This is a genomic window from Streptomyces antnestii, assembly GCF_004005495.1.
Taxonomy (GTDB): Bacteria; Actinomycetota; Actinomycetes; order Streptomycetales; family Streptomycetaceae; genus Streptomyces; species Streptomyces antnestii.
In genome coordinates this window covers 433773-455720 of sequence record NZ_RZYA01000004.1, presented here as the reverse complement: position 1 = coordinate 455720, position 21948 = coordinate 433773, and the positions used below count along the sequence as shown (strand labels likewise).

The following is a 21948-nucleotide window of genomic DNA, read 5'->3' as shown; positions in this document are numbered from 1 at the left end:
CCACCCACGTAGGCGTCGCCGCCGATGTGGCCGTGGACGCTGACCCGGCCGCGGGGCACCGCGCCGGCGCGGGCACGAGCGCGGGCCGTGAGCGGGGCGCGGGTCCCTGGGCAGTCGTGCCCACCCACGTAGGCGTCGCCGCCGATGTGGCCGTGGACGCTGACCCGGCCGCGGGGCACCGCGCCGGCGCGGGCACGAGCGCGGGCCGTGAGCGGGGCGCGGGTCCCTGGGCAGTCGTGCCCACCCACGTAGCCGCAGCTGCCGGCGTGGCCGTGGACGCTGACCTGGGCGCGAGACACCGCGCCGGGGCGGGCGTGCCCACCCACGTAGCCGTGGCCGCCGGCGTGGCCGCGGACCTGGGCCGTGGCCAGGGCTCGGGGCACGGCGCCGGTGCCGACGTAGGCGTCGTCGTGGGCGCCGACGTAGGCGTGGGCCGGGGGCCCGGCCCGGACCGGGACGGACTTGATGTGGACGGCCCCCTGCGTGGGGGGCCGGCCGGTGGTGTGGGGGGAGGGGCGCGGTCATGAGTGGAGGCGCTCGGCTGGCGGTGTGTGCGACGACGGCCACGTTCATGGCGGCATGCGCTCTGCTGCCGCTGGTGGACCTGGCGACCTGGATCTTCCAGGCCGCGTTCCTGCTGGTCGTCCAGGCCGGGGTGGGGGCACTGGCCCGGCGGGTGCCGCTCGCGCGGCCGCTCACCGTGGCCGTACAGGCGGTCGTGACGATGCTGCTGCTGACCCTGCTGTTCGCGAATCAGCAGGCGATCGGCGGCATGCTGCCGGGGCCGGACGCGATCCGTCACCTCGGGGACCTGCTCCGGGCGGGCGCCGACGACGTGAGCCGCTTCGCGATCCCGGCGCCGCTGACCGACGGGATCCGGCTGATGCTGGTGGGCGGCGTCGTGGTGATCGGCCTCGCCGTGGACGCGCTCGCGGTGACGTTCCGCAGCGCGGCCCCCGCGGGACTGCCCCTGCTCGCCCTGTACTCGGTCGCCGCGGGCCTGTCCCAGGGAGCCACGGACTGGCTGTGGTTCCTGCTCGCCGCCGGCGGCTATCTGCTGCTCCTGCTCGCGGAGGGCCGGGACCGGCTCTCGCAGTGGGGTCGTGTCTTCGGCGGTACGGCCCGCTCGCCGGGCGGCGCACCCGGTGCGACACAGAGCACGGCCGGTGCCGTCGCCCCGGTCCGCACGGGCCGCCGCATCGGCGCGCTGTCGCTTGGCATCGCCCTGTTCGTGCCGCTCGCCCTGCCGACGCTCGACGGCGGCCTGCTCGGCCCGACGGGCGTGGGGGCGGGCGTGGGCTCTGGGGGCGGCGGCACCATCTCCGCGGTGAACCCGCTGGTCTCCCTACAGAACAGCCTGAACCAGCCCGAGGACCGTGAGGTGATGTCGTACCGCACGAACTCGAAGGACACCCAGGACCTGTATCTGCGGATCGTCTCCCTCGACGAGTTCGACGGGACGACGTGGCGGCCCGCCAAACGCAGCATCATCGACGTCCCCTCCCCGTTCCCGAACCCGCGCGGCCTCGGCGCGGACGTCCGCAGGACCGAGATCCGCACGAACATCGCAGCGGCCGGCTGGTACGCCCAGGACTGGCTGCCGCTCCCCTACCCGGCGACGAAGGTCGACATCTCGGGGCGCTGGCGGTACGAGCCGGTGGGCCGGACCCTCGTCGGCGACCACAACCAGAACACGAGCGGCAAGAAGTACGGCGTCGAGAGCCTGATCGTGCAGCCGACGGCGGAGCAGCTGGCCAACGCGCCGGCCGCGCCGTCCGATCTGCGGCAGGAGTTCACGAGGGTGCCGCCGTCGCTCCCGGCGGTCGTGAGGAAGACCGCGCTGAAGGTCACCGAGGGCGCGACGAACGACTACCAGCGGGCCGTGAAGCTCCAGGACTACTTCGCGGTGAGCGGCGGCTTCACGTACAACACCGAGGTCCGGGCCGGCAGCGGCTCCGCCGCGATCGCCCGTTTCCTGAAGGACAAGGAAGGGTTCTGCGTCCACTTCTCCTTCTCGATGGCCGCGATGGCCAGGACGCTGGGGATTCCGGCCCGGGTGGCGGTCGGCTTCACACCGGGCTCGCCGCAGTCGGACGGCCGTATGTCGGTCGGCCTGCGGGACGCGCACGCGTGGCCGGAGCTGTACTTCGAGGGCGTGGGCTGGACCCGTTTCGAGCCGACGCCGAACCGCGGCACGGCGCCCGACTACACCCGTGACAGCACCCCGGCGGGCAATCCGACCAACCCGGCGGCGCCCAGCGAGGACGCCTCGTCGCAGCCGTCGGCGGGGCAGCCGTCCGCGTCGGACAACTGTCCGGCGGCCGAGCGGAAGCTGGGCGGCTGCGCGAACACGGCGCCCGCGGTCATCGGCGCGGCCGGCGACGGCGGCCCGCCCTTCGGGGCGATCGCGCTCGTGGTGCTGGGCGCCGCACTGGTGGTGCTGGTGCCGCTCCTGCCGATGCTGTGGCGGCGCCGGGTACGGGCCCTGCGGCTCGGGTCGGCCGGCCGCACGGACGAGGACGCGGCGGCACGCACCCTCGCGGCGTGGCTGGAAGTGACCGACACGGCGTGGGACCACGGCCTCGCGCCGGACGAGTCGCTGACGCCCCGCAAGGCGGCGGCGCGGATCGTGCGCGCAGGACGGCTCGAACAGCCCGCGGCGGATTCCGTCCATCGGGTGGCGGCCGCGGTGGAGCAGGTCCTCTACGCGCCGAGGCCGCAACCGACGGCGGGCCTCGGGGACGACGTGCGCCGGCTTCGGCAGGGTCTGCGCGCCGGGGCGAGCCGCTCCGCCCGGCTCCGGGCGGAGTTCGCACCGCGCTCGACCGTTCGAGTGGCGTGGAGCTTCTCGCAGTGGTGGGCGACGCTCGGCTCCCGCTGGACGGCCCGGAAGTCAGCACTCCTGCGACGGGCCTCCGGCCAACAGAGCTGAGAGTCCCCTCCGGGGGGGGCCGCTGTCCGGGAGCCCGGTGGCCGGGATCCGGTGGCCGGGATCCGGAAGCCGGAAGCTGGCGGCAGGGAGTCGGGGGCCAGGATCGGGTGGCCCGGGCCGGGAGCCGGGAGCAGGGATCGGGTGGCCGGTGGCAGGGAGCCGGGGCCGGAAGGCCGTGCCGGGTCCGGTGGCAGGAAGCCGAGGCCCCCGGGGCCGACGTCCGGACATGCCTGAGGGGTGACCACGTGTGGGTGGTCACCCCTCAGTTACGTATGTTCCGGTGTGGGGCGGAGCCTCAGCGCCCGCCCTGTTCGTCCCGGCGTCGCTGCCAGCGCTGCTCGATCCGGTCCATCATCGACCGGCGCTGCTTGCCCTGACGCCGGCCGTGGGGCGCTCCGGGCGCCGCGCCTGCCGCGGGCTGTTCACCGGGCTTGGGCGCTTTGCGCCATCCGGTCACGGCGAGGGCCGCACAGGCCAGCATGATGAGGAAACCCACCACGCTGACCCAGATCTGCGTGAGGACCATTCCGGTCATGAGGAGCGCGATACCCACCAGGAAGCCCGCGACTGCCTGGTAGACCCGACGTCGGGTGTACGTACGCAGCCCGCTTCCCTCAAGCGCTGTCGCGAACTTGGGATCTTCGGCGTACAGCGCTCGCTCCATCTGCTCGAGCATTCGCTGCTCGTGCTCCGAGAGCGGCACGGAGTCCTCCTCATCGTGCAGTCGCCTGGGCGACCGGGGGTCCCCTTCAGGATAGGCAGGGAATCGCCCCCGTGAAACCCGCCCCTCTGCGCCAACTTCGCCAACCAGGACGACCACGCCGCTCCGGTTCGCTGAAGCGTTCATGCCCCAACGACCGTCCCGTCATGCCGGGCCGTCTCCCTCGATCATACGGCGCCCGGCGCCGGAGCGGGGGGCCTGTGGCGTACTCCATCCGCCGCTGCGCCGCTGATCAGGGGGGCGTCACCGGGGCGATCAGGCCGCCGGGTCCGCGGACGGCGCCCGCTTCTCGCCGAGGACGTGCAGCTGTGTGGCGACGGAATGGAAGGCGGGCAGCTCCGCCGCGGCGGCCTCCAGCTTGAGGAGCTCCTGGAGGGCGCCGGGCTCGGTGTCCACGAGAACACCCGGCACCAGGTCGGCGAACACCCGTACGCCGTGCACGGCGCCGACCTCGACGCCCGCGGCCGCGACAAGGTCGGTGAGCTGCTCGGCGCTGAAGCGGCGCGGCACCGGGTCGCCGTCGCCCCAGCGGCCGGCCGGGTCGTCGAGGGCCTGCCGGGCCTCCTTGAAGTGCCCGGCGAGGGCGCGGGCGAGCACGGCGCCGCCGACGCCCGCGGCGAGCAGGCTGAGAACGCCGGAGGAGCGCAGGGCGCCCACCGCGTTGCGCACGCCCTCGGCCGGGTCATCGACGTACTCCAGGACGCCGTGGCACAGGACCGCGTCGTAGCCGTCGCGCTCGACGACGTCGAAGAGGCCTGAGACATCGCCCTGCACGCCGCGCACGCGGTCGGCCACGCCGGCCTCGGCCGCGCGGCGCTCGAGCGCGAAGAGCGCGTTCGGGCTGGGGTCGACGACGGTGACGCGGTGGCCGAGGCCGGCCACGGGCACGGCGAAGTTGCCGCTGCCGCCTCCGGTGTCGAGCACGTCGAGCGACTCGCGCCCCGTGGCCTTGACGCGGCGGTCGAGGGCGTCCTTCAGAACGTCCCAGACCACGGCGGTACGGAGAGAAGCGCGGGGGCGCATCGGGTCCGACACGACAGGTGACTCCTCGGCGCGGCTCCGGCTCTTGGCTGCGGAGCGATGGGGGTCCCTCCCGCCCCGGCACGGAGACGGGTGGAGGGTTCGGGCGCCTCCACCCTATTGCCTCGTGAGAGCTGCCCGGTCACCGCGCGGCCGGGGCGTCCCGGCCGGTCACCCCGCGTCCGGGGCCCCTTCCTCCGTCCTCGGCTGGGGCAGTGCGGGCTGGAGCACCAGCATCCGCTCGACGAGGCGCAGGAACATCGCGACGTCGCGGAGCAGGTCGTCCGCGTCGCGGATGCTCGCCGCGCCCCGGATGCCCGCTTCGGCGCGCGCCCTGCGCGTGGCGCCGGAGGCGAACAGGGCGCTCCACTCGGTCAGTTCGGGCGCTATCTCGGGGAGGACTTCCCAGGCGCTCCGTATCCGCGCGCGGCGCCGGGGTGTGGGTTCGGGGCGGCCGCGGGCGGCGAGCACGGCGGCCGCGGTGCGCAGGGCGGCGAGATGGGCCGTGGCGTACCGCTCGTTGGGGGTGTCGAGAAGGGCCGCCTCGTCGAGTCCCGTGCGCGCCTGGGCGAGCAGGTCGAGTGCGGCGGGCGGGGCGCTCGCGCGGCGGAGCACGGGGTGGACGTCGCTCGCGGGGCCTTTGAGTGAGGGGGCGGGGCCAGTGGCGCGGGGGCGGCGGGCGGCTGCTGCCGATGACGCCGGGTGTCCAGCCATGACGAACCTCCTGTCGTCTGCGTGACGGCACTGTGGCCGTATGTGTCCATCGTGGAGGACGCCACTGACAATCGACCCTGACCTGCACCTTTGCTTCGAGCGGGAGTTCGGGCTAGTTTTTGCACTGACCAGTCAGTTCAAAAAAATGCGGGCGAGAGATCTAGGGGGGGCCTGACCATGGACGGTCCGGGCGGGGTGGCCGTAGGAGCCGAGGGGTTCGGGCTCGAGGGGCCGCGCGGCTGGGCGTTCCGCGGGGTGGACATCGACGCAGGCCCCGGGGAACTCGTCGCGATCGAGGGGCCGTCCGGATCGGGCCGCACCTGCCTGCTGCTCGCCCTCACCGGACGCATGCGGCCCACGGAGGGCACCGCGTCCGTCGGCCGCCTCCGGCTGCCGAAGCAGCTGTCCGCCGTACGCCGGATCAGCGCGCTCGCGCATGTGCCCGGGGTCACCGACCTCGATCCCGCCCTGACGGTCGGGGAACACCTGCGCGAACGGGCGCTGCTGCAGCGGCGGTTCGACGGCTCCGTACGCGCGCTGCTGCGACCGAGGGCCGAGCGGACGGCCGCGTCGCGGCTGCGCATCGACAGCGCGCTGGCTGCCGCGGGCCTCGACCTCGAAGCACTGCCGAAGGGCTCCCGCACGGCCGTACGCGACCTGGAGCGGACCGAGGCGCTCCGCCTGTCCGTGGCCCTCGCCCTGATCGGCGGGCCCCGGCTGCTCGGCGTGGACGACACCGACCTGAAGCTCTCGGACGCCGAACGGGCCGAGGTCTGGGACCTGTTGAGGTCCGTCGCCGCGTCCGGCACGACGGTCGTGGCGGTGTGCAGCGAGGCGCCGGAGGGAGCCGTCGTCGTATCGACAGCCTCCAAGCCCACGGCCACCGCCGACGACGCCGGCCGGAACAAAGACGCCGACGGGAACAGCGGAAACAACGGGAACAACGGGAACAACGACAAGAAGGAGACGGCGGATGCGCTCGCCGAAGCTGGCCGCGCTTGAGCTCAGGCGCTTCGGCAGGGGGAAGCTGCCGCGCGCCGCGCTCGCCGCCCTCCTGCTGCTGCCCCTGCTGTACGGCGCCCTGTACCTGTGGTCGTTCTGGGACCCGTACGGGCGTCTCGACAAGATTCCCGTGGCGCTCGTCAACGACGACAAGGGGGCGCGGGCCGCCGGCAAGAAGGTCGCGGCGGGCGACGACATCACCGAGGGGCTGCGGGACAGCAAGACCTTCGAGTGGCACGAGGTGAGCGCGGCGCAGGCCCGCGCGGGGGTCGAGGACGGGACGTACTACCTGTCCCTGACGATGCCCGCGGACTTCAGTGAGCGCGTCGTGTCCAGCGCCGGTGACACCCCGGAGACCGGCGCCCTCCAGGTGCGGACGAACGACGCCAACAACTACATCGTCGGGCAGATCTCGCGGACGGTGTTCTCCGAGGTGCGCTCGGCCGCGTCCACCAACGCGTCGCGCTCGTTCCTCGACCGGATCTTCATCTCGTTCTCCGACATCCACGACGCCACGAAGAAGGCCGCCAAAGGGGCCGACCGGCTCAAGGGCGGTATAGGCAAGGCCGAGAAGGGGTCCAAGGACCTGGCGAACGGCCTGAAGGACGCCAAGAAGGGCAGTTCCGAACTGGCCGGCGGGATCAAGAGGCTCGACAAGGGCGCGGGCGATCTGGAGGACGGCTCGAAGCAGGTCTCCGAAGGCACGCAGTTGCTCGCCGACAAGGTCAACGGCGTCGACCGGCAGGTGCGCCCCTTCCTGAAGGACAACAAGAAGGCGATCGGTGACACGGCCCGCCTCGTCGCCGACTCCGCGAAGGGCATCCGCCACAACCTCGACGTCCTGGTGAAGACCGCTCCGACCGCGGCCAAGGGCGCACACGCCGGAGCCGACGCCCTGGACGGGGTCTACACCGCGCGCTGCGAGACGCTGCCCCTGCCGGACACGGCCTGCCCCGACCTGAAGAAGGCCAAGGTGGCGGCGGACGACGTGGCGAAGATCGCCGACGACCTGAACGTCCTGATCGCCGACGACCACGGCGACCTCGACACCCTCGACCGTCATCTGGCCACGCTCCAGCGGCAGTCCGAGGCTCTGGCCGAGCGCGCCCCGACGCTCGACCAGGACGTCGCCACCGCCGTCTCGAAGATCAACGCGCTCAACAAGGGCGCTGGCCGGGTGGCCAAGGGCGCCAGGCAGCTGCACACCGGGCTCGGCACGGCGAAGACCGGCTCCGCGGACCTCGACACGGGCGTCGGCAAGCTGAAGACGGGCGCGGGCGAACTGAGCGGCGGCATGTTCAAGCTGGCCGACGGCTCCGGGGAGCTGGCCGGCGGGCTGCACGACGGCGTGAAGCAGATCCCCGACTACGACAAGAAGGACCGTGACCAGCGGACGGACGTCATGTCCGACCCGGTCCAGCTCGCCTCGCAGTCCCTGCACAAGGCGCCCAACTACGGCACCGGGTTCGCCCCGTACTTCATCCCGCTGTCCCTGTGGGTCGGCGCGATGGTGGCCTACATGCTGATCCAGCCGCTCAACCGGCGCGCGCTCGCCGCGGGCGCCTCCGCCTGGCGGATCGCGCTGGCCGGCTGGCTTCCCGTGGCCGCGATCGGGGTGCTCCAGGTGGCCGCCCTGATGTCCGTGCTGCACTGGGCACTTGGCCTCCAGATGGTGCGGGCGGCCGGCACGGTCGGCTTCCTGTTCCTCGTCACGGCGTGCTTCGCCGCGATCGTGCAGTGGCTGAACGCGCGCTTCGGAGCGGCGGGCCGGATCCTCGTACTCGCCGTCCTGATGCTCCAGTTGACGTCGGCGGGCGGCACGTACCCCGTGCAGACGAGCCCGGGATTCTTCAACGCGATCCACCCCTTCCTGCCGATGACCTACGTCGTCGAGGCACTCCGGAGACTGATCTCCGGCGGCGGCCTCGGGCCCGTGTGGCAGGCGTGCGCCGTCCTGGCGGCGTTCACGGCCGGCGCGCTCGCTCTGACCGCGCTGAGCGCCCGCGGCAAGCAGGTGTGGACGCTCGACCGGCTGCACCCGGAGCTCAGCCTGTGAGCGCGCCCGCCGCGCAGCCTGTGAGAATCAGGGGCATGGAAAGCAGCACACGGCGCCAGGCCACCCGGCAGAAGCTGTACGAGGCCGCTGTCACGCTCATCGCGGAGCAGGGGTTCTCGGCCACCACGGTCGACGAGATCGCCGAGCGCGCCGGGGTCGCGAAAGGCACGGTCTACTACAACTTCGCCAGCAAATCGGTCCTCTTCGAAGAGCTGCTCCGGCACGGCGTCGGGCTGCTCACCGCCTCACTGCGGGAGGCGTCGGAGAAGACGGCTGCGAGCGGCGGCAGCAAGGTGGACGCCCTGGACGCGATGATCCGGGCCGGCCTCGTCTTCATCGACCGCTACCCGGCCTTCACCCAGCTGTACGTGGCCGAGCTGTGGCGCACGAACCGCGCCTGGCAGTCCACCCTCGCGGTGGTCCGGCAGGAGGCCGTCGCCGTCGTGGAGGACGTGCTGCGCGGCGCGGTCGAGGACGGTGAGCTGAGCGAGGAGATCGACATCCCGCTGACGGCGGCCGCGCTGGTCGGCATGGTCCTGGTGGCCGCCCTCGACTGGCAGGCCTTCCAGCCCGAGCGCTCCCTGGACGACGTCCACTCGGCGCTGTCGCGGCTGCTCCAGGGGCGCGTGAGCGGCGGGCGCTGACCCCACCGGGAGACACGCATCACCCGGAAGACATGCATGCACCCGGGAGACATGCCGGGAGACATGCATGACAGAACGCCGGTCCGGCGCGGCCTGAAATCTCTCAGGCCTCACCGGACCGGCGCGTCCCCCGTCGTACCCCCGTGTCCCCCCCGTGTCCCCCGTCCAAGGGGGCGCTGCGCTGTTCCGCCGCCCCGTGTCGGCGGTACCGGCGCCGCGCCCCCTTCCGTGACTCCACTCTCCCTTCCGCGCAGGTCGGGCCCCATCCGCGCGCCTACTCATCTCGCGTACTAGGTACGGGTACTCAGACATGGGTGCTCAGGCCCAGGACGGGGGCTGATCAGGCCCCCGGCCGGGTTGTCGGTGGCGGCGGATACAGTCCCTGACATGGCACGGATTGCGGTGATCGGCGCCGGGATGGGCGCGATGGCGACCGCTGCCCGGCTGGCCGTGGCAGGCCACCGGGTGGCGGTGTACGAGCGCGCGTCGACGTACGGCGGCGCGCTCGGCGGCTTCGCACGGGACGGCTTCTCGTTCGACACGGGCCCGGGGCTGCTCCAGCTGCCTGCGGTCTACCGGGACTTGTTCGTCAAGACGGGCAAGGAGCCGCTGGAGGACGCGGTCGAGCTGACCCAGGTGGAGCCCGCCGTGCGGCACGTCTTCGCGGACGGCGTGACCGTGGACCTGCCGAACGCGCGGCGCGCGGGCATCGCCGACGCCCTGGACGCGGCACTCGGCGAGGGGTCGGGGGCGCTCTGGTCGGCGTTCATGAACCGCGCGCGTGAGGCCTGGGACCGCACCCGCCGCCCCCTCCTCGAAGAGCCCCTGTGGCCGAACTGGCGGATCCTCGCGGACCGCGAGCCCTACCCCGCGGTGGTCCGCCGCCGGATGCTGCGCAAGGACCTGACGGCGACGACGCTCTCCGAGGTGGGAGCGTTCGAGCTGGGCGGGGACCCGCGCCTCGTGGCGCTCCTGGAGCAGTACGCCCTCGCGTCCGGCCTCGATCCGCGGACGGCGCCCGCGAGCGCGGCCGTGCTGCCGTACATGGAGCAGACGTTCGGCACGTGGGCGGTGCGCGGCGGGATGCGGGAGCTGGCGCGGGCCGTGTACGAGCGGTGCGTGCGACGGAAGGTCGAGTTCACGTTCGACGCCCCGGTCGCGCGGATCGTGGAGAAGGACGGCCGGGCGGCGGGCCTGGAGCTGGCCGACGGCAGCGTCGTGGAGGCCGACTTCGTGGTCGCCGGTGTGGCGCCCGGTGTGCTGGACGCGCTGCTCCCCGGTGGACCGCTGAGAGGCGAGGACGAGGTGCCGCCGCGGTCGGCGCTGCCGAGCCGTCTGACGGTGTTCCTCGCGCTGCGCGGGGCTCGCCCCGACGGCACGCCGCACCGGACGGTCGTCCACGCGGCGGACCGGGAGGCGGAGCTGGCCTCGCTGTTCGGCGGGGGCACGGCGTTGGCGGAGCGGCCGACGGTCACGGTCCTTCGTCCCGACGACGCGTCCGTGGTGCCCGACAGCGGTCATGAGGCGGTCACCCTGGTGGCCACGGTGGCGCACGGCGCGGACGTGACGGACGCGGACGTGGAGCGGGTGATCGAGGCCGCCGGGCGCGCGGTGCCCGAGCTGCGGGAGCGCCTGCTGTGGCACGAGGTCCGTACGCCGTCCGATGTCGCCGAGGCGACGGGGGCGGAGGGCGGTTCGGTGCCCGCGCCGGCGCTGGCCGCCGCGTCGGGCGCTTTCCTGCACCCGTCGAACGGCACGCGCGTGCCGGGCCTGTTCGCCGTCGGGGGCTGGTCGCATCCGGGCGGCGGGCTGCCGCACGCGGGCATGTCGGGCGCGCTGGCGGCCGGGCTGATCGTGGAGGGCCCGGACTTCCGCGGCTCCCAGTGACGCCCCGCACCCACCGGCTCCAGTAGCGGTACGGCTCCCGCACCCGCCGGGCTCAGTAGCAGTACGGGCTGCTGGCGCCCGCCGGGCTCAGTAGCGGTACTGCTGCTGCTCGTTGTAGCCGGCCCCGCCGTCATACCCGTGCTGGCCTTGCTGTCCGTGCTGGCCCGGCTGCCCGTGCTGGCCGTTCTGCTCGTACGGGTACGGCTGCTCCGGGGGCAGTTCGCCGCCGTAGCCCTGGTGCTGGTCGTCGCCGGTGCGCTGCTGGGGCACCCAGACCCCGCCGGGCGGCGTCTCCGTGCCGTAGCCGCCGGCGGCGTACGGGTCGCCGTACTGCTGGCCGGTGCCGTACGCGTCGTCGTACTGCGGCTGGGCGGGATAGGTCTGCGTGCCGATGTACGGATCGGAGTAGGCCGCGTACTGCTGCTGGCCGCCGTCGTAGCCGTAGGTCTGCTGGTCGTAGCCCGCGTACGTGTCATAGCCGTAGTCCGGCGAGGGGTCCGCGTGGGCGGCCGCCGGGGTGTAGACGCCGTACTGGCCGGTTTCGTCGGGCAGCGGCTCCGGGGCGTACACCGCGGTCGCCTCGGCCTGCGGCTCGGGGGCCAGCGGCTCGCGGGCCTGCGGCTGCGGCTCGTACTCCAGGTCGGAGACTTCGAGGGTCGGGTCCTGGCGGACCGGCTCCTTCTTGCGGCGCTTGCTCGCCCCGGGGTTCCCGCCGAGCGCCCAGCCCGTGGAGAAGCCCCTGCGGAACGAGAGCGTCACATACGTCTGTCCGACCGCGAACGTGATGGCGCCGATCCCGATGACGATCACCGACGGGATCAGCACACCGAGGACGACGCCCACGAAGCCGACGAAGGCGAGCAGCCGGAAGCGCAGCCGCGCCTTGTACTGGAGCAGTACTTCACCGAGCAGCCACAACGCGACGATTCCGAACGCGATGTAGAGGACCGTCCAGCCCATGTACGCCCCTCTCGTACGGCCGCCGCCCCTCGTGGAACACGGCCGGATCAGGCCCGCTGGTCGTGCAGGCCCAGATTCTCGTAGATCTCCAGTGTCGCCGTGGAGTTGTTGAGCGTGATGAAGTGCAGACCCGGAACGCCCTCGTCCAGCAGCTTCGCGCAGAACTCCGTCGCGAACTCGATGCCAATGGAGCGTACAGCCGCCGGATCGTCTTTGGCTGTGAGGATGCGCTCTTTCAGGGCGGGCGGGAACGAGGCGTTGCTGAGCTTGGGCAGTCGTTCGAGCATGCGCACGCTCGTGACCGGCATGATCTCGGGGATGACCGGGGTGTCGCAACCCGCGGCGGCGACCTTGTCACGCAGGCGCAGATACTCCTCCGGATAGAAGAACATCTGAGTGATGGCGTAATCGGCGCCCGCGCGGCACTTGTCCACGAAGTGCCGCACGTCCGAGTCCCAGTCCGCGGAGCGCGGGTGCATCGCCGGGAAGGCCGCGACGCCCACGCAGAAGTCGCCCGACTCCTTGATGAGCTGCACCAGTTCGGCCGCGTACGTGAGGCCCTCGGGGTGCGCGATCCACTCGGCCATCGGGTCGCCCGGCGGGTCTCCGCGCACGGCGAGCATGTTCCTGATGCCCGCGTCCGCGTACTGGCCGATGATGTTGCGCAGCTCGGCGACGGAGTGGTCGACGGCCGTGAGGTGGGCGACCGGGGTCAGGGTGGTGTCGGAGACGATCTGCTCCGTCTCGCGCACCGTGCCGGCCCGGGTGGAGCCGCCGGCGCCGTACGTCACGGAGACGAAGTCGGGCGCGACGGCCTCGACCCGGCGCAGCGCGTTCCAGAGGTTGCGCTCGCCCTTCGGGGTCTTCGGCGCCGAGAACTCGAACGAGAACGTCGTCTTGCCGGTGGCGAGCATGTCGCGCACGGTCCGTGCGCGATCAGTCCTGGTGGAAGGGGTCCCTAGGGCCATACCGGCAGGTTAGCCACGGGAGGGCGGTCTCCCTAATCACCGTCCACCCTGCGGACACTTCTCGGACAGGCCTCCGGACAAGCGATCGGACAGGCGACCGGACGGGAGCTCGCCGGGTGGACCGCGTGTCAGGCCGTGCGCAGCCGCTTCGCCAGGTCCGCCGCCGCGGCCCCCGGGTCCTCGGCCTCGGTGATCGCGCGTACGACGACGACGCGGCGGGCGCCCGCTTCGAGCACCTCGTCGAGGTTCCCCGCGTCGATGCCGCCGATCGCGAACCAGGGGCGGTCCGTGCCGAGCGAGGCCGTGTACCGCACCAGGTCGAGGCCGGGTGCGTGCCGGCCGGGCTTGGTGGGGGTCGGCCAGCAGGGACCGGTGCAGAAGTAGTCCACGCCGTCCTGGACGGCGGCCGCGGCGGCCTCCGTGTCGGCGTGGGTGGAGCGGCCGATGAGGACGTCCTCGCCGAGGACGGCGCGGGCGGCCGGTACGGGCAGGTCTCCCTGGCCCAGGTGCAGGACGTCGGCGCCGGCGGCGTGGGCGACGTCCGCCCGGTCGTTGACCGCGAACAGCTTGCCGTGGCGGGCGGCGGCGTCCGCGAAGACGGCCAGGTGCTCCAGCTCCTCGCCCGCCTCCATGCCCTTGTCGCGCAGCTGGACGATGTCCACGCCGTTCGCCAGGACGGCGTCGAGGAATGCGGGGAGGTCGCCCTGGCGCCTGCGGGCGTCCGTGCACAGGTACAGCCGGGCGTCGGCGAGCTGGGCGCGCTGGGTGGCGGCACTGGCCATGGGTGATCCCCCCTGGTCGGTGGCGTGCGGGCCGCGGTGAGCGCGGCCCGCACGCCGGACGGTTGTCAGGTCAGACGGCGAGCGCCTGGGCGCGGCGCTTCACCTCCGTGCCGCGATTCTCGCTCAGCGCCTGTGCGGGGGTACCCGGCAGGGTCGGGTCGGGGGTGAAGAGCCACTCCAGCATCTCTTCGTCGTTGAAGCCGTCGTCCCTCAGCAGCGTCAGGGTCCCGGTGAGGCCCTTGACGACCTTGTCGCCGTCGATGAAGGCGGCGGGCACGTGCAGCGCTCGGTTCTCACCGCGGCGTACGGCGATCACCTGGCCTTCCTTCACCAGCTGCCGCACGCGCGTCACCTCCACGCCGAACTGCTCGGCGATGTCGGGGAGGGTGAGCCACTCGGGGACGAGAGCATCGATCTTTGCGTCAATCTCGGTCACAGGACAAGCGTGCCATCCCGGACTGACAGTGGGAAACGCGGTCGCGCGAAAGGGCCTATGCGACGGCTGCCTTCAGGGGGCGGGCCGGGTCGGCGACGATCTCCGGGTCGAGCACGGCACCCGACTCGATGAGCTTGCGTCCCTGGGCCAGGTCGCGCGGGCGGCCCACGGCGAGGACGGCGACGAGACGGCTCTCGCGCAGCCAGCACACCGACCAGGACGCGCCCTGCGGGTCGCCGCGCCACACGGTGGTGTCGGCGGCGGCGTGATGCCCGGCGTACTGCACGAAGCGGCCGAACTGCTCCGACCAGAAGTACGGCACGGGGTCGTACGTGGCCGGGGTCTCGCCGATGATGTTGGCGGCGACGGTGCGGGGGCCATGGAGCGCGTTGTCCCAGTGGTGGACCATCAGGCGCTCGCCGTACCGGCCCGAGGGGAAGGACGAGCAGTCGCCGACCGCGTACACGTCGGGCTCGGACGTGCGCAGGTGATGGTCGGCCAGGACCTCGCGGTGCGTGCCGAGCGCGATGCCCGAGCCGGTGAGCCAGCCGGTGGCGGGGCGGGCACCGATGCCGACGACGACGGCGCCGGCGGGCACGCGGGTGCCGTCGTCGAGGACCACGGCCCCGGGTTCGATGTGCTCCACGCGCGCGTTGGTGCGCAGCTGTGCCCCGGCGTCCGCGTACCAGGCGGCCATGGGGGCGGCGACCTCGGCGGGCAGTGCCCCGGCGAGCGGGCGCCCGGCCGCCTCGACGACGGTGACCGCGCACCCTGCCTCGCGGGCGGCGGTGGCGAACTCGGCGCCGATCCAGCCCGCGCCCACGACGACGATGTCGTGCTGCGCGGCGAGGACGGGGCGCAGCCGCTCCGCGTCGTCGAGCGTGCGCAGCAGATGGACGCCGGGGACGCCCTCGGTGCGGGGCAGCGTGACGGGTTCGGCGCCGGTCGCGAGGACGAGGACGTCGTAGGGGGCGGGTCCGGTGGCGGTGTCGAGGGTGTGCTCGGCGGGACGTACGCCGGTGACCTCGCGGCCGAGTTCGAGGGTGATGCCTAGCGCTTCGAAGTCCACGTCGAAGGCGGACCCCTCGGCCTTGCCGAGCAGCACCGCCTTGGACAGCGGGGGCCTGTCGTAGGGCTGGTGGGGTTCCGCGCCGATCAGCGTGACGGCGCCGGTGAAGCCCTGTTCGCGCAGGGCCACGGCGGTCTGCACCCCCGCCATCCCGGCGCCGACGATGACGACGTGCCGCCCTGCCGGGCGCACCGGGGCCTGGTTCTGGGTCTGCTCGCTCACCGGATCACCTTAAGCACCTGACGTTCAGTCAGTCAGCGGGCCGGGGCACAACTCTCCCGTGACGTCTTCCACACGGAGGCACCGGTTTGGCCGCGGGGCCGCCCGGTCAGGGGGCGGGGAGTTCTTCGGCTCAGGGGACGGGGAGTTCTTCGACGACGCTCGTCCCGCTGCCGTCCTGCGACTCCCACTCCCATGTCTCGTCGAGGCGCACGCGCCCGTCGGGGAGGTCCACGACGAGCGAGACGCAGTGCCCGGAGGACGTCGTCCGGTCCGTCTTCAGCTGGACGTACCGGAAGTCGATCCGGTCGCCCTCGCGCGTGCCCACGAGATGGCCGCGCACGACGTCGCCGCCCGCGTACTCGGCCCAGATCCGGCCGTCCTCCTCGTGGTACGTGAAGCGTGTCCGCGTGCCCACCTGGCCGGGGGCCTGGTCGGCGACCGGGGAGAGGACGAGTCCGTCGAGCGAGCGGGCCATGCGGGCGGGCTCCCTTACTGAGGGTCGGGGTCACGGTTTAGGGTGGCCACCGTAAAGCACTCGCGGGAGCCCGGGCGTACCGGGCTGAGAGGGAGGCTGGGCGGCCTCCGACCGTACGAACCTGATCCGGGTCATGCCGGCGAAGGGAGGGGCTGGACGCCCATGTCGCGTACTTCAGAAGGCTCAGAGACTTCAGAAGGCTCAGCAGGCTCAGCAAGCTCACACGGCGCAGCACGAGCAGCAGGCTCAGCAGGCTCCGACGTCCTGGTTCTGGGCGGCGGGATCATCGGGCTCGTCACCGCGTGGCGCTCCGCGCAGCGCGGGCTGCGCACCGCGGTGGTGGACCCGGCGCCGGGCGGCGGGGCCGCGCGGGTGGCGGCCGGGATGCTCGCCGCGGTCACCGAGCTCCACTACGGCGAGCAGACCCTGCTCGGCCTCAACGTCGAGTCCGCGCGCCGCTATCCGGCGTTCGCGGCCGAGCTGTCCGAGGCCACCGGGCTCGATCTCGGCTACCGCGCCTGCGGCACGCTGGCCGTCGCGCTCGACGCGGACGACCGCGCGCATCTGCGGGAGCTGCACGACCTCCAGCTGCGCTCCGGCCTGGAGTCGGAGTGGCTGTCGGGCCGCGAGTGCAGGCGCCTCGAACCGATGCTGGCCCCGTCCGTGCGGGGCGGTCTGCGCGTCGACGGCGACCACCAGATCGACCCGAGGCGCCTCGCGAAGGCCCTTGTCGCGGCCTGCGAGCGGGCCGGGGTGGCATTCCACCGACAGTGGGCCGAGCGGCTGACTGTCGTCCGTGAGCGCGCCCGCGGCGTGGTCCTCGCCGACGGCACCGAGCTCGCCGCGGACCAGGTCGTCCTCGCCGCCGGCAGCCTCAGCGGCCGGCTCGCCGGGGTCCCGGACGACGTACTGCCACCTGTACGGCCGGTGAAGGGGCAGGTCCTGCGCCTGACCGTGCCGAGGACGTACGCGCCGTTCCTGAGCCGTACCGTGCGCGCCATCGTGCGCGGCGGCCACCTCTATCTGGTGCCCCGGGTCGACGGCGAGCTGGTCGTCGGCGCCACCAGCGAGGAGCTCGGCTGGGACACCACGGTGACCGCGGGCGGCGTCTACGAGCTGCTGCGCGACGCCCACGAGCTGGTGCCGGGCATCACGGAGCTGCCGCTGACGGAGACCATCGCGGGTCTGCGCCCCGGCTCCCCCGACAACGCGCCGATGCTCGGGCCGACCGCCCTGCCGGGCCTGCTGGTCGCCACCGGCCATTTCCGCAACGGCGTGCTGCTCACCCCGGTCACCGGCGACTGCATGGCCCATGTGCTCGCCACCGGTGAACTCCCCGAAGAGGCGCGCCCCTTCACCCCGCGGCGCTTCGACGCCGTTCCCGCACCCGTCTCCGTGGAGCAGTCCGTATGAACGTCTCTGTCAACGGTGAGGGCCGCGAGGTCACCTCGGGCACCACGCTCGACGCCCTCGTCTCGGCGCTGACCACCGCACCGTCCGGTGTCGCCGCCGCCCTCAACGAAACCGTCGTCCCGCGCGCGCAGTGGGCCGTCACCGCACTCACCGACGGGGACCGCGTCGAGGTCCTCACCGCCGTCCAGGGAGGCTGAACCCATGGCTGACGACTCTCTGGTCATCGGCGGCACGACCTTCTCGTCCCGCCTGATCATGGGCACGGGCGGTGCGCCGAGCCTCGACGTCCTGGAGCGCTCCCTCGTGGCGTCCGGCACGGAGCTGACGACCGTCGCGATGCGGCGGGTGGACGCGAGCGTGCAGGGCTCCGTGCTGTCCGTCCTGGAGAAGCTGGGCATCCAGGTGCTGCCCAACACGGCGGGGTGCTTCACCGCCGGCGAGGCCGTCCTGACCGCCCGCCTCGCGCGCGAGGCGCTCGGTACCGACCTGGTGAAGCTGGAGGTCATCGCGGACGAGCGCACCCTGCTGCCCGACCCGATCGAGCTCCTGGACGCGGCGGAGACCCTCGTCGACGACGGCTTCACGGTGCTGCCGTACACGAACGACGACCCGGTGCTCGCGCGGAAGCTGGAGGACGTGGGCTGCGCGGCGGTCATGCCGCTCGGCTCGCCCATCGGCTCCGGGCTCGGCATCCGCAACCCGCACAACTTCCAGCTGATCACCGAGCACGCGCGCGTGCCGGTGATCCTGGACGCGGGCGCGGGCACGGCGTCCGACGCGGCGCTCGCCATGGAGCTGGGGTGCGCGGGTGTGATGCTCGCCTCGGCGGTGACCCGGGCGCAGGAGCCGGTCCTCATGGCGGAGGGCATGCGGCACGCGGTGGAGGCGGGGCGGCTCGCGTTCCGGGCGGGCCGGATCCCCCGCAGGCACTTCGCCGAGGCCTCGTCGCCGGTGTCCGGGACGGCCAGGCTCGACCCGGAGCGCCCCGCCTTCTGACGGCCGTACGGCACGGTCACAGCTCTGCTGCAGTAAAGCTGCGCGCGGGCGACGGCGGGCCCGGTGTCGGCGGCGGCTCGTACACTCACCTGCGTGGACACGACCCTTCAGGACCCTCTCGTCGGGCAGGTGCTCGACGGCCGGTACCGCGTCGACGCGCGCATCGCGGTCGGCGGGATGGCCACGGTCTACCGGGCCGTGGACACCCGCCTCGACCGCGTGCTCGCGCTCAAGGTGATGCACCCGGCGCTCGCCGCCGACGTCTCGTTCGTCGAGCGCTTCATCCGCGAGGCCAAGTCCGTCGCCCGGCTCTCCCATCCGAACGTGGTGGGGGTCTTCGACCAGGGCGCGGACGGCCAGTACGTCTATCTGGCGATGGAGTACGTGGCGGGCTGCACCCTGCGGGACGTCCTGAGGGACCGCGGGGCGCTGCGGCCGCGCGCCGCGCTCGACATCCTGGAGCCGGTCCTCGCCGCGCTCGGCGCCGCCCACCGCGCGGGCTTCGTGCACCGCGACATGAAGCCGGAGAACGTCCTGATAGGGGACGACGGCCGGGTGAAGGTGGCGGACTTCGGTCTCGTACGGGCCGTGGACACGGTCACGAACACGACGGGCGCCGTCCTCGGCACCGTCTCCTATCTCGCCCCCGAGCAGATCGAGTCGGGCACCGCCGACCCGCGCGTCGACGTGTACGCGTGCGGGGTGGTGCTCTACGAGATGCTCACGGGCGCCAAGCCGCACTCGGGCGACTCCCCCGCACAGGTGCTGTACCAGCATCTGAACGAGGACGTGCCGCCGCCGTCCGCTTCGGTGCCGGGGCTCCCGGTGGAGCTGGACGAGGTCGTCGCGTCCGCGACCGCCCGCCACCCCGACGTGCGGCCGTACGACGCGGTGGCGCTGCTCGGCCAGGTCAGGGCCGCCAGGGCCGCCCTGACGGACGCGCAGCTGGACGCGGTGCCGCCGGGCGCGCGCCCCGAGGACGCCGGCGACCGTGACATCTCGGACGACCGTACGAGCGTGATCCCGCGCGCGCTGCGGACCCGGGGCGTGCAGCTCCCGCTGCCGGCCGACGACCGGGACCCGCAGGCCGAGCTGCACCGCACGAGCCGCTTCGAGACGCCGCCGCCCCCGCCCGCGCGCTCCCGTGGGCGCCGCCCGCGCCGCGGGATGCTCGCCGTCGCCGCCGCCGTGCTGCTCGTCCTCGGCCTCGGGGCGGGCGTCTGGTACATCAACTCGGGCCAGTTCACCAAGGTCCCGCCGCTGCTCGCCAAGACGCAGGCCCAGGCGAAGGAGCGGCTGAGCCGGGCCGGTCTCGACCTCGGCCACGTCAAGCGCGCGTACAGCGACACCGCGAAGCGGGGCACCGTCATCGACAGCGACCCCCGGTCGGGCGCCCGCATCCGGGACAACGGGAGCGTGGACCTGACGGTGTCCCTCGGCCCGGAGACCGTGCGGGTCCCCGCCGTGGAGGGCATGCCGCGCGCCAAGGCGGAGCGGACGCTGAAGGACGCGGGCCTGGAGCCGGGCATGGTCAGCCAGGACTTCAGCGACGACGTCCCCAGGGGCTCGGTGATCAGCACCGACCCGGAGTCCGGCACCACCCGCAGGTCGGGCTCGGCGATCGCGCTCACGGTCAGCAGGGGCAGCGCGGTGGACGTCCCGGACGTGACGGGCGAGACCGAGGAGCAGGCCATCGCCGACCTCCAGGACGCGGGCCTGAAGGCCGAGATCGCCACGGAGCAGGTGTTCTCGGACCAGGACAAGGGCAGCGTCGCCCAGCAGTCCCCCGTCGGGGGCAAGACCCTCGCCGAGGGCGACACGGTCGAGCTGACGATCTCCAAGGGCCCGGTCATGGTCGACGTCCCCGACGTCGTCGGCCTGAGCGTCGCCGACGCCCACCGGAAGCTGGAGGCGAAGGGCTTCCAGGTGGAGGACGACCGCGGCCTGCTCGGCCTCTTCGGCGACACCGTGAAGAAGCAGTCGGTCTCGGCCGGTGACCAGGCCCCGAAGGGGTCGACGATCACCATCCAGATCCGCTGACAATCCGCTGACAATCCGCTGACGGGAGGCACGCCCGCGCGTGCCACCCTGGACAGGTGAGCACCATCGACACCACCTGCCGCAATCCGGTCGGCGGCCATGTTCCGGTCGCCGGCGGCCTGGCCTCCGTAGGACTTCCGTACGCGCGCGAGCTCGGCGCCGAGACCGTCCAGGTCTTCGTCGCCAACCCGCGCGGCTGGGCGACGCCTCCCGGCAACCCGAAACAGGACGAGGCGTTCCGTGCGGCCTGCGCGGCCGAGGGGATCCCGGCGTACGTCCACGCGCCGTATCTGATCAATTTCGGCTCGCACACCGAGGCGACCGTGGAGAAGTCCGTCGAGTCGCTGCGGCACTCGCTGCGCCGGGCCCGGGAGATCGGCGCGCTGGGCGTCGTCGTGCACACGGGTTCGGCGACCGGCGGCCGTGAGCGGGCCGTGGCGCTCGCGCAGGTGCGGGAGCACATGCTGCCGCTTCTCGACGAGCTGACCCATGACGACGACCCGTACCTCCTCCTGGAGTCGACGGCCGGCCAGGGTTCCTCGCTGTGCTCGCGGACCTGGGACTTCGGGCCGTACTTCGACGCACTGGACGCGCACCCGATGCTGGGGGTCTGCCTGGACACGTGCCACATATTCGCGGCGGGGCACGACCTGGCGGGGCCCTCCGGCATGGACCGGACCCTGGACCTGCTCGTGGACACCGTGGGCGAGGGCCGCCTCAAGCTGATCCACGCGAACGACTCCAAGGACGTCGCCGGGGCGCACAAGGACCGCCACGAGAACATCGGCTCCGGTCACATCGGGGCGGAGCCGTTCCGGGCAATGATGGCCCACCCGGCGACGGCGGGCGTGCCACTGATCATCGAGACGCCCGGCGGCAAGGAGGGGCACGCGATGGACGTGGCCCGCCTGAAGGAGCTGCGCAAGGCGTAGCGGGTAGCGGACAGCGGGTAGCGGACAGCGGAGATCGCTTGAGGAATACCCCCAGGGGGTATACGGTTCTTGTCAGCGACAGGAACCGTTACTGACGTTGGGGGAACCATGCGGCACGACACGCACGCGGAGCACGCCGGGCACGAGGGCCACACCGGACACGGCAGCCACGAAGGGCACACCGGAGACGGCGGTCACGAGGGGCACACCCACACCGGTCACCACCCCGGCCTCGGCAAGGTCAGCTGGTCCATGGCCGCGCAGGCGACCCTCCACTGCCTCACCGGGTGCGCCATCGGCGAGATCCTCGGCATGGTGGTCGGCACGGCCCTCGGCTGGGGAAACATGCCGACGATGATCCTGGCGATCGTGCTCGCGTTCGCCTTCGGCTACTCGCTCACGCTGCGCGGCGTCCTGAAGGCGGGCGTCGACTTCAGGACCGCGTTCCGGGTCGCGCTCGCCGCGGACACCCTGTCGATCGCCGTGATGGAGCTGATCGACAACGGCGTGATCGTCCTCTGGCCGGCCGCAATGGACGCCCAGCTGGCGGACGCCCTGTTCTGGGGCACGCTGGCCGCCTCCCTGGCGATCGCCTTCGTGGTGACGACCCCGGTCAACAAGTGGATGATCGGCCGCGGCAAGGGCCACGCGGTGGTGCACCAGTACCACCACTGACCAG

The 21948-nt window shown here is 72.9% G+C and carries 21 protein-coding genes and 1 riboswitch; of the genes, 11 read left to right on the top strand and 10 right to left on the bottom strand.

Annotated elements, in window-relative coordinates:
* A partial coding sequence (locus EOT10_RS41910; protein WP_223280939.1) for a hypothetical protein occupies positions 1 to 383 on the bottom strand: 383 nt, incomplete at its 3' end.
* Between the two features lie 140 nt (positions 384 to 523).
* Between EOT10_RS41910 and EOT10_RS12460 the strand changes: the two genes are divergently transcribed.
* Positions 524 to 2932, top strand: a complete 2409-nt coding sequence (locus EOT10_RS12460; RefSeq protein WP_127828189.1) for a transglutaminase TgpA family protein — start codon at positions 524 to 526, stop codon at positions 2930 to 2932.
* A 295-nt stretch (positions 2933 to 3227) separates the two neighbouring features.
* Here EOT10_RS12460 and EOT10_RS12455 read toward each other — a convergent pair whose 3' ends face one another.
* From EOT10_RS12455 to EOT10_RS12445, 3 genes are all read right to left on the bottom strand, one after another.
* On the bottom strand, positions 3228 to 3635 hold the full coding sequence (locus EOT10_RS12455; RefSeq protein WP_127828188.1) for an SCO2097 family morphological protein: 408 nt from the start codon (positions 3633 to 3635) through the stop codon (positions 3228 to 3230).
* 273 nt (positions 3636 to 3908) lie between these two features.
* Complete coding sequence (locus tag EOT10_RS12450) at positions 3909 to 4688, bottom strand: methyltransferase (protein WP_127828187.1); 780 nt, start codon at positions 4686 to 4688, stop codon at positions 3909 to 3911.
* A 156-nt stretch (positions 4689 to 4844) separates the two neighbouring features.
* Positions 4845 to 5387 carry an SAV_6107 family HEPN domain-containing protein gene (locus EOT10_RS12445; RefSeq protein ID WP_127828186.1) on the bottom strand — a complete coding sequence of 181 codons (543 nt, stop codon included), beginning with the start codon at positions 5385 to 5387 and terminating at the stop codon, positions 4845 to 4847.
* Between the two features lie 177 nt (positions 5388 to 5564).
* On the opposite strand from EOT10_RS12445, the gene EOT10_RS12440 reads away from it, so the two are divergent.
* The 4 genes from EOT10_RS12440 (at position 5565) to EOT10_RS12425 (ending at position 10976) form a co-directional block, all read left to right on the top strand.
* A complete protein-coding gene (locus tag EOT10_RS12440) occupies positions 5565 to 6389 on the top strand; it encodes an ATP-binding cassette domain-containing protein (protein WP_127828185.1) in 825 nt (274 codons plus the stop codon).
* Positions 6361 to 8445, top strand: a complete 2085-nt coding sequence (locus EOT10_RS12435; RefSeq protein ID WP_127828184.1) for a YhgE/Pip family protein — start codon at positions 6361 to 6363, stop codon at positions 8443 to 8445. The genes EOT10_RS12440 and EOT10_RS12435 overlap by 29 nt, the downstream gene beginning before the upstream one ends.
* Positions 8446 to 8480: 35 nt before the next feature.
* Positions 8481 to 9089, top strand: coding sequence for a TetR/AcrR family transcriptional regulator (locus EOT10_RS12430; protein WP_127828183.1), 609 nt, complete (start codon positions 8481 to 8483; stop codon positions 9087 to 9089).
* Between the two features lie 387 nt (positions 9090 to 9476).
* On the top strand, positions 9477 to 10976 hold the full coding sequence (locus tag EOT10_RS12425; RefSeq protein ID WP_127828182.1) for a phytoene desaturase family protein: 1500 nt from the start codon (positions 9477 to 9479) through the stop codon (positions 10974 to 10976).
* 87 nt (positions 10977 to 11063) lie between these two features.
* Here the strand turns inward: EOT10_RS12425 and EOT10_RS12420 are convergent, their stop codons facing one another.
* The 6 genes from EOT10_RS12420 to EOT10_RS12395 form a co-directional block, all read right to left on the bottom strand.
* Positions 11064 to 11936, bottom strand: coding sequence for a hypothetical protein (locus EOT10_RS12420; protein WP_127828181.1), 873 nt, complete (start codon positions 11934 to 11936; stop codon positions 11064 to 11066).
* 47 nt (positions 11937 to 11983) lie between these two features.
* Positions 11984 to 12904, bottom strand: coding sequence for a methylenetetrahydrofolate reductase [NAD(P)H] (gene metF / locus EOT10_RS12415; protein WP_127828180.1), 921 nt, complete (start codon positions 12902 to 12904; stop codon positions 11984 to 11986).
* Positions 12905 to 13032: 128 nt separating this feature from the next.
* Positions 13033 to 13686 (bottom strand): thiamine phosphate synthase, encoded by a 654-nt coding sequence (gene thiE / locus EOT10_RS12410; RefSeq protein ID WP_127828179.1) that lies wholly within the window; start codon positions 13684 to 13686, stop codon positions 13033 to 13035.
* Between the two features lie 70 nt (positions 13687 to 13756).
* Positions 13757 to 14122, bottom strand: coding sequence for an Rv2175c family DNA-binding protein (locus EOT10_RS12405; protein WP_116502558.1), 366 nt, complete (start codon positions 14120 to 14122; stop codon positions 13757 to 13759).
* Positions 14123 to 14177: 55 nt separating this feature from the next.
* Positions 14178 to 15413 carry an NAD(P)/FAD-dependent oxidoreductase gene (locus tag EOT10_RS12400; protein WP_127828178.1) on the bottom strand — a complete coding sequence of 412 codons (1236 nt, stop codon included), beginning with the start codon at positions 15411 to 15413 and terminating at the stop codon, positions 14178 to 14180.
* Positions 15414 to 15543: 130 nt separating this feature from the next.
* Complete coding sequence (locus EOT10_RS12395; protein WP_127828177.1) at positions 15544 to 15888, bottom strand: avidin-fold protein; 345 nt, start codon at positions 15886 to 15888, stop codon at positions 15544 to 15546.
* A gap of 52 nt (positions 15889 to 15940) precedes the next feature.
* Positions 15941 to 16053: riboswitch (TPP riboswitch) on the top strand.
* Between EOT10_RS12395 and thiO the strand changes: the two genes are divergently transcribed.
* From thiO to EOT10_RS12365, 6 genes are all read left to right on the top strand, one after another.
* Positions 16051 to 17301, top strand: coding sequence for a glycine oxidase ThiO (thiO, locus tag EOT10_RS12390; RefSeq protein ID WP_127828176.1), 1251 nt, complete (start codon positions 16051 to 16053; stop codon positions 17299 to 17301). It overlaps the preceding riboswitch by 3 nt.
* Positions 17298 to 17498, top strand: a complete 201-nt coding sequence (gene thiS / locus EOT10_RS12385; RefSeq protein ID WP_127828175.1) for a sulfur carrier protein ThiS — start codon at positions 17298 to 17300, stop codon at positions 17496 to 17498. Before thiO ends, thiS begins: the two co-directional genes overlap by 4 nt.
* Before the next feature lie 4 nt (positions 17499 to 17502).
* Positions 17503 to 18297 carry a thiazole synthase gene (locus EOT10_RS12380; protein ID WP_127828174.1) on the top strand — a complete coding sequence of 265 codons (795 nt, stop codon included), beginning with the start codon at positions 17503 to 17505 and terminating at the stop codon, positions 18295 to 18297.
* Positions 18298 to 18390: 93 nt separating this feature from the next.
* The gene (gene pknB, locus EOT10_RS12375; RefSeq protein WP_127828173.1) at positions 18391 to 20337 is read left to right on the top strand and encodes a Stk1 family PASTA domain-containing Ser/Thr kinase; all 1947 of its coding nucleotides are present in this window, start codon (positions 18391 to 18393) and stop codon (positions 20335 to 20337) included.
* 56 nt (positions 20338 to 20393) lie between these two features.
* Complete coding sequence (locus tag EOT10_RS12370; protein WP_127828172.1) at positions 20394 to 21269, top strand: deoxyribonuclease IV; 876 nt, start codon at positions 20394 to 20396, stop codon at positions 21267 to 21269.
* A 108-nt stretch (positions 21270 to 21377) separates the two neighbouring features.
* Entirely contained in the window at positions 21378 to 21944 is a 567-nt protein-coding gene (locus tag EOT10_RS12365) for a DUF4396 domain-containing protein (RefSeq protein WP_127828171.1), read from the top strand.
* Positions 21945 to 21948: the final 4 nt, after the last annotated feature.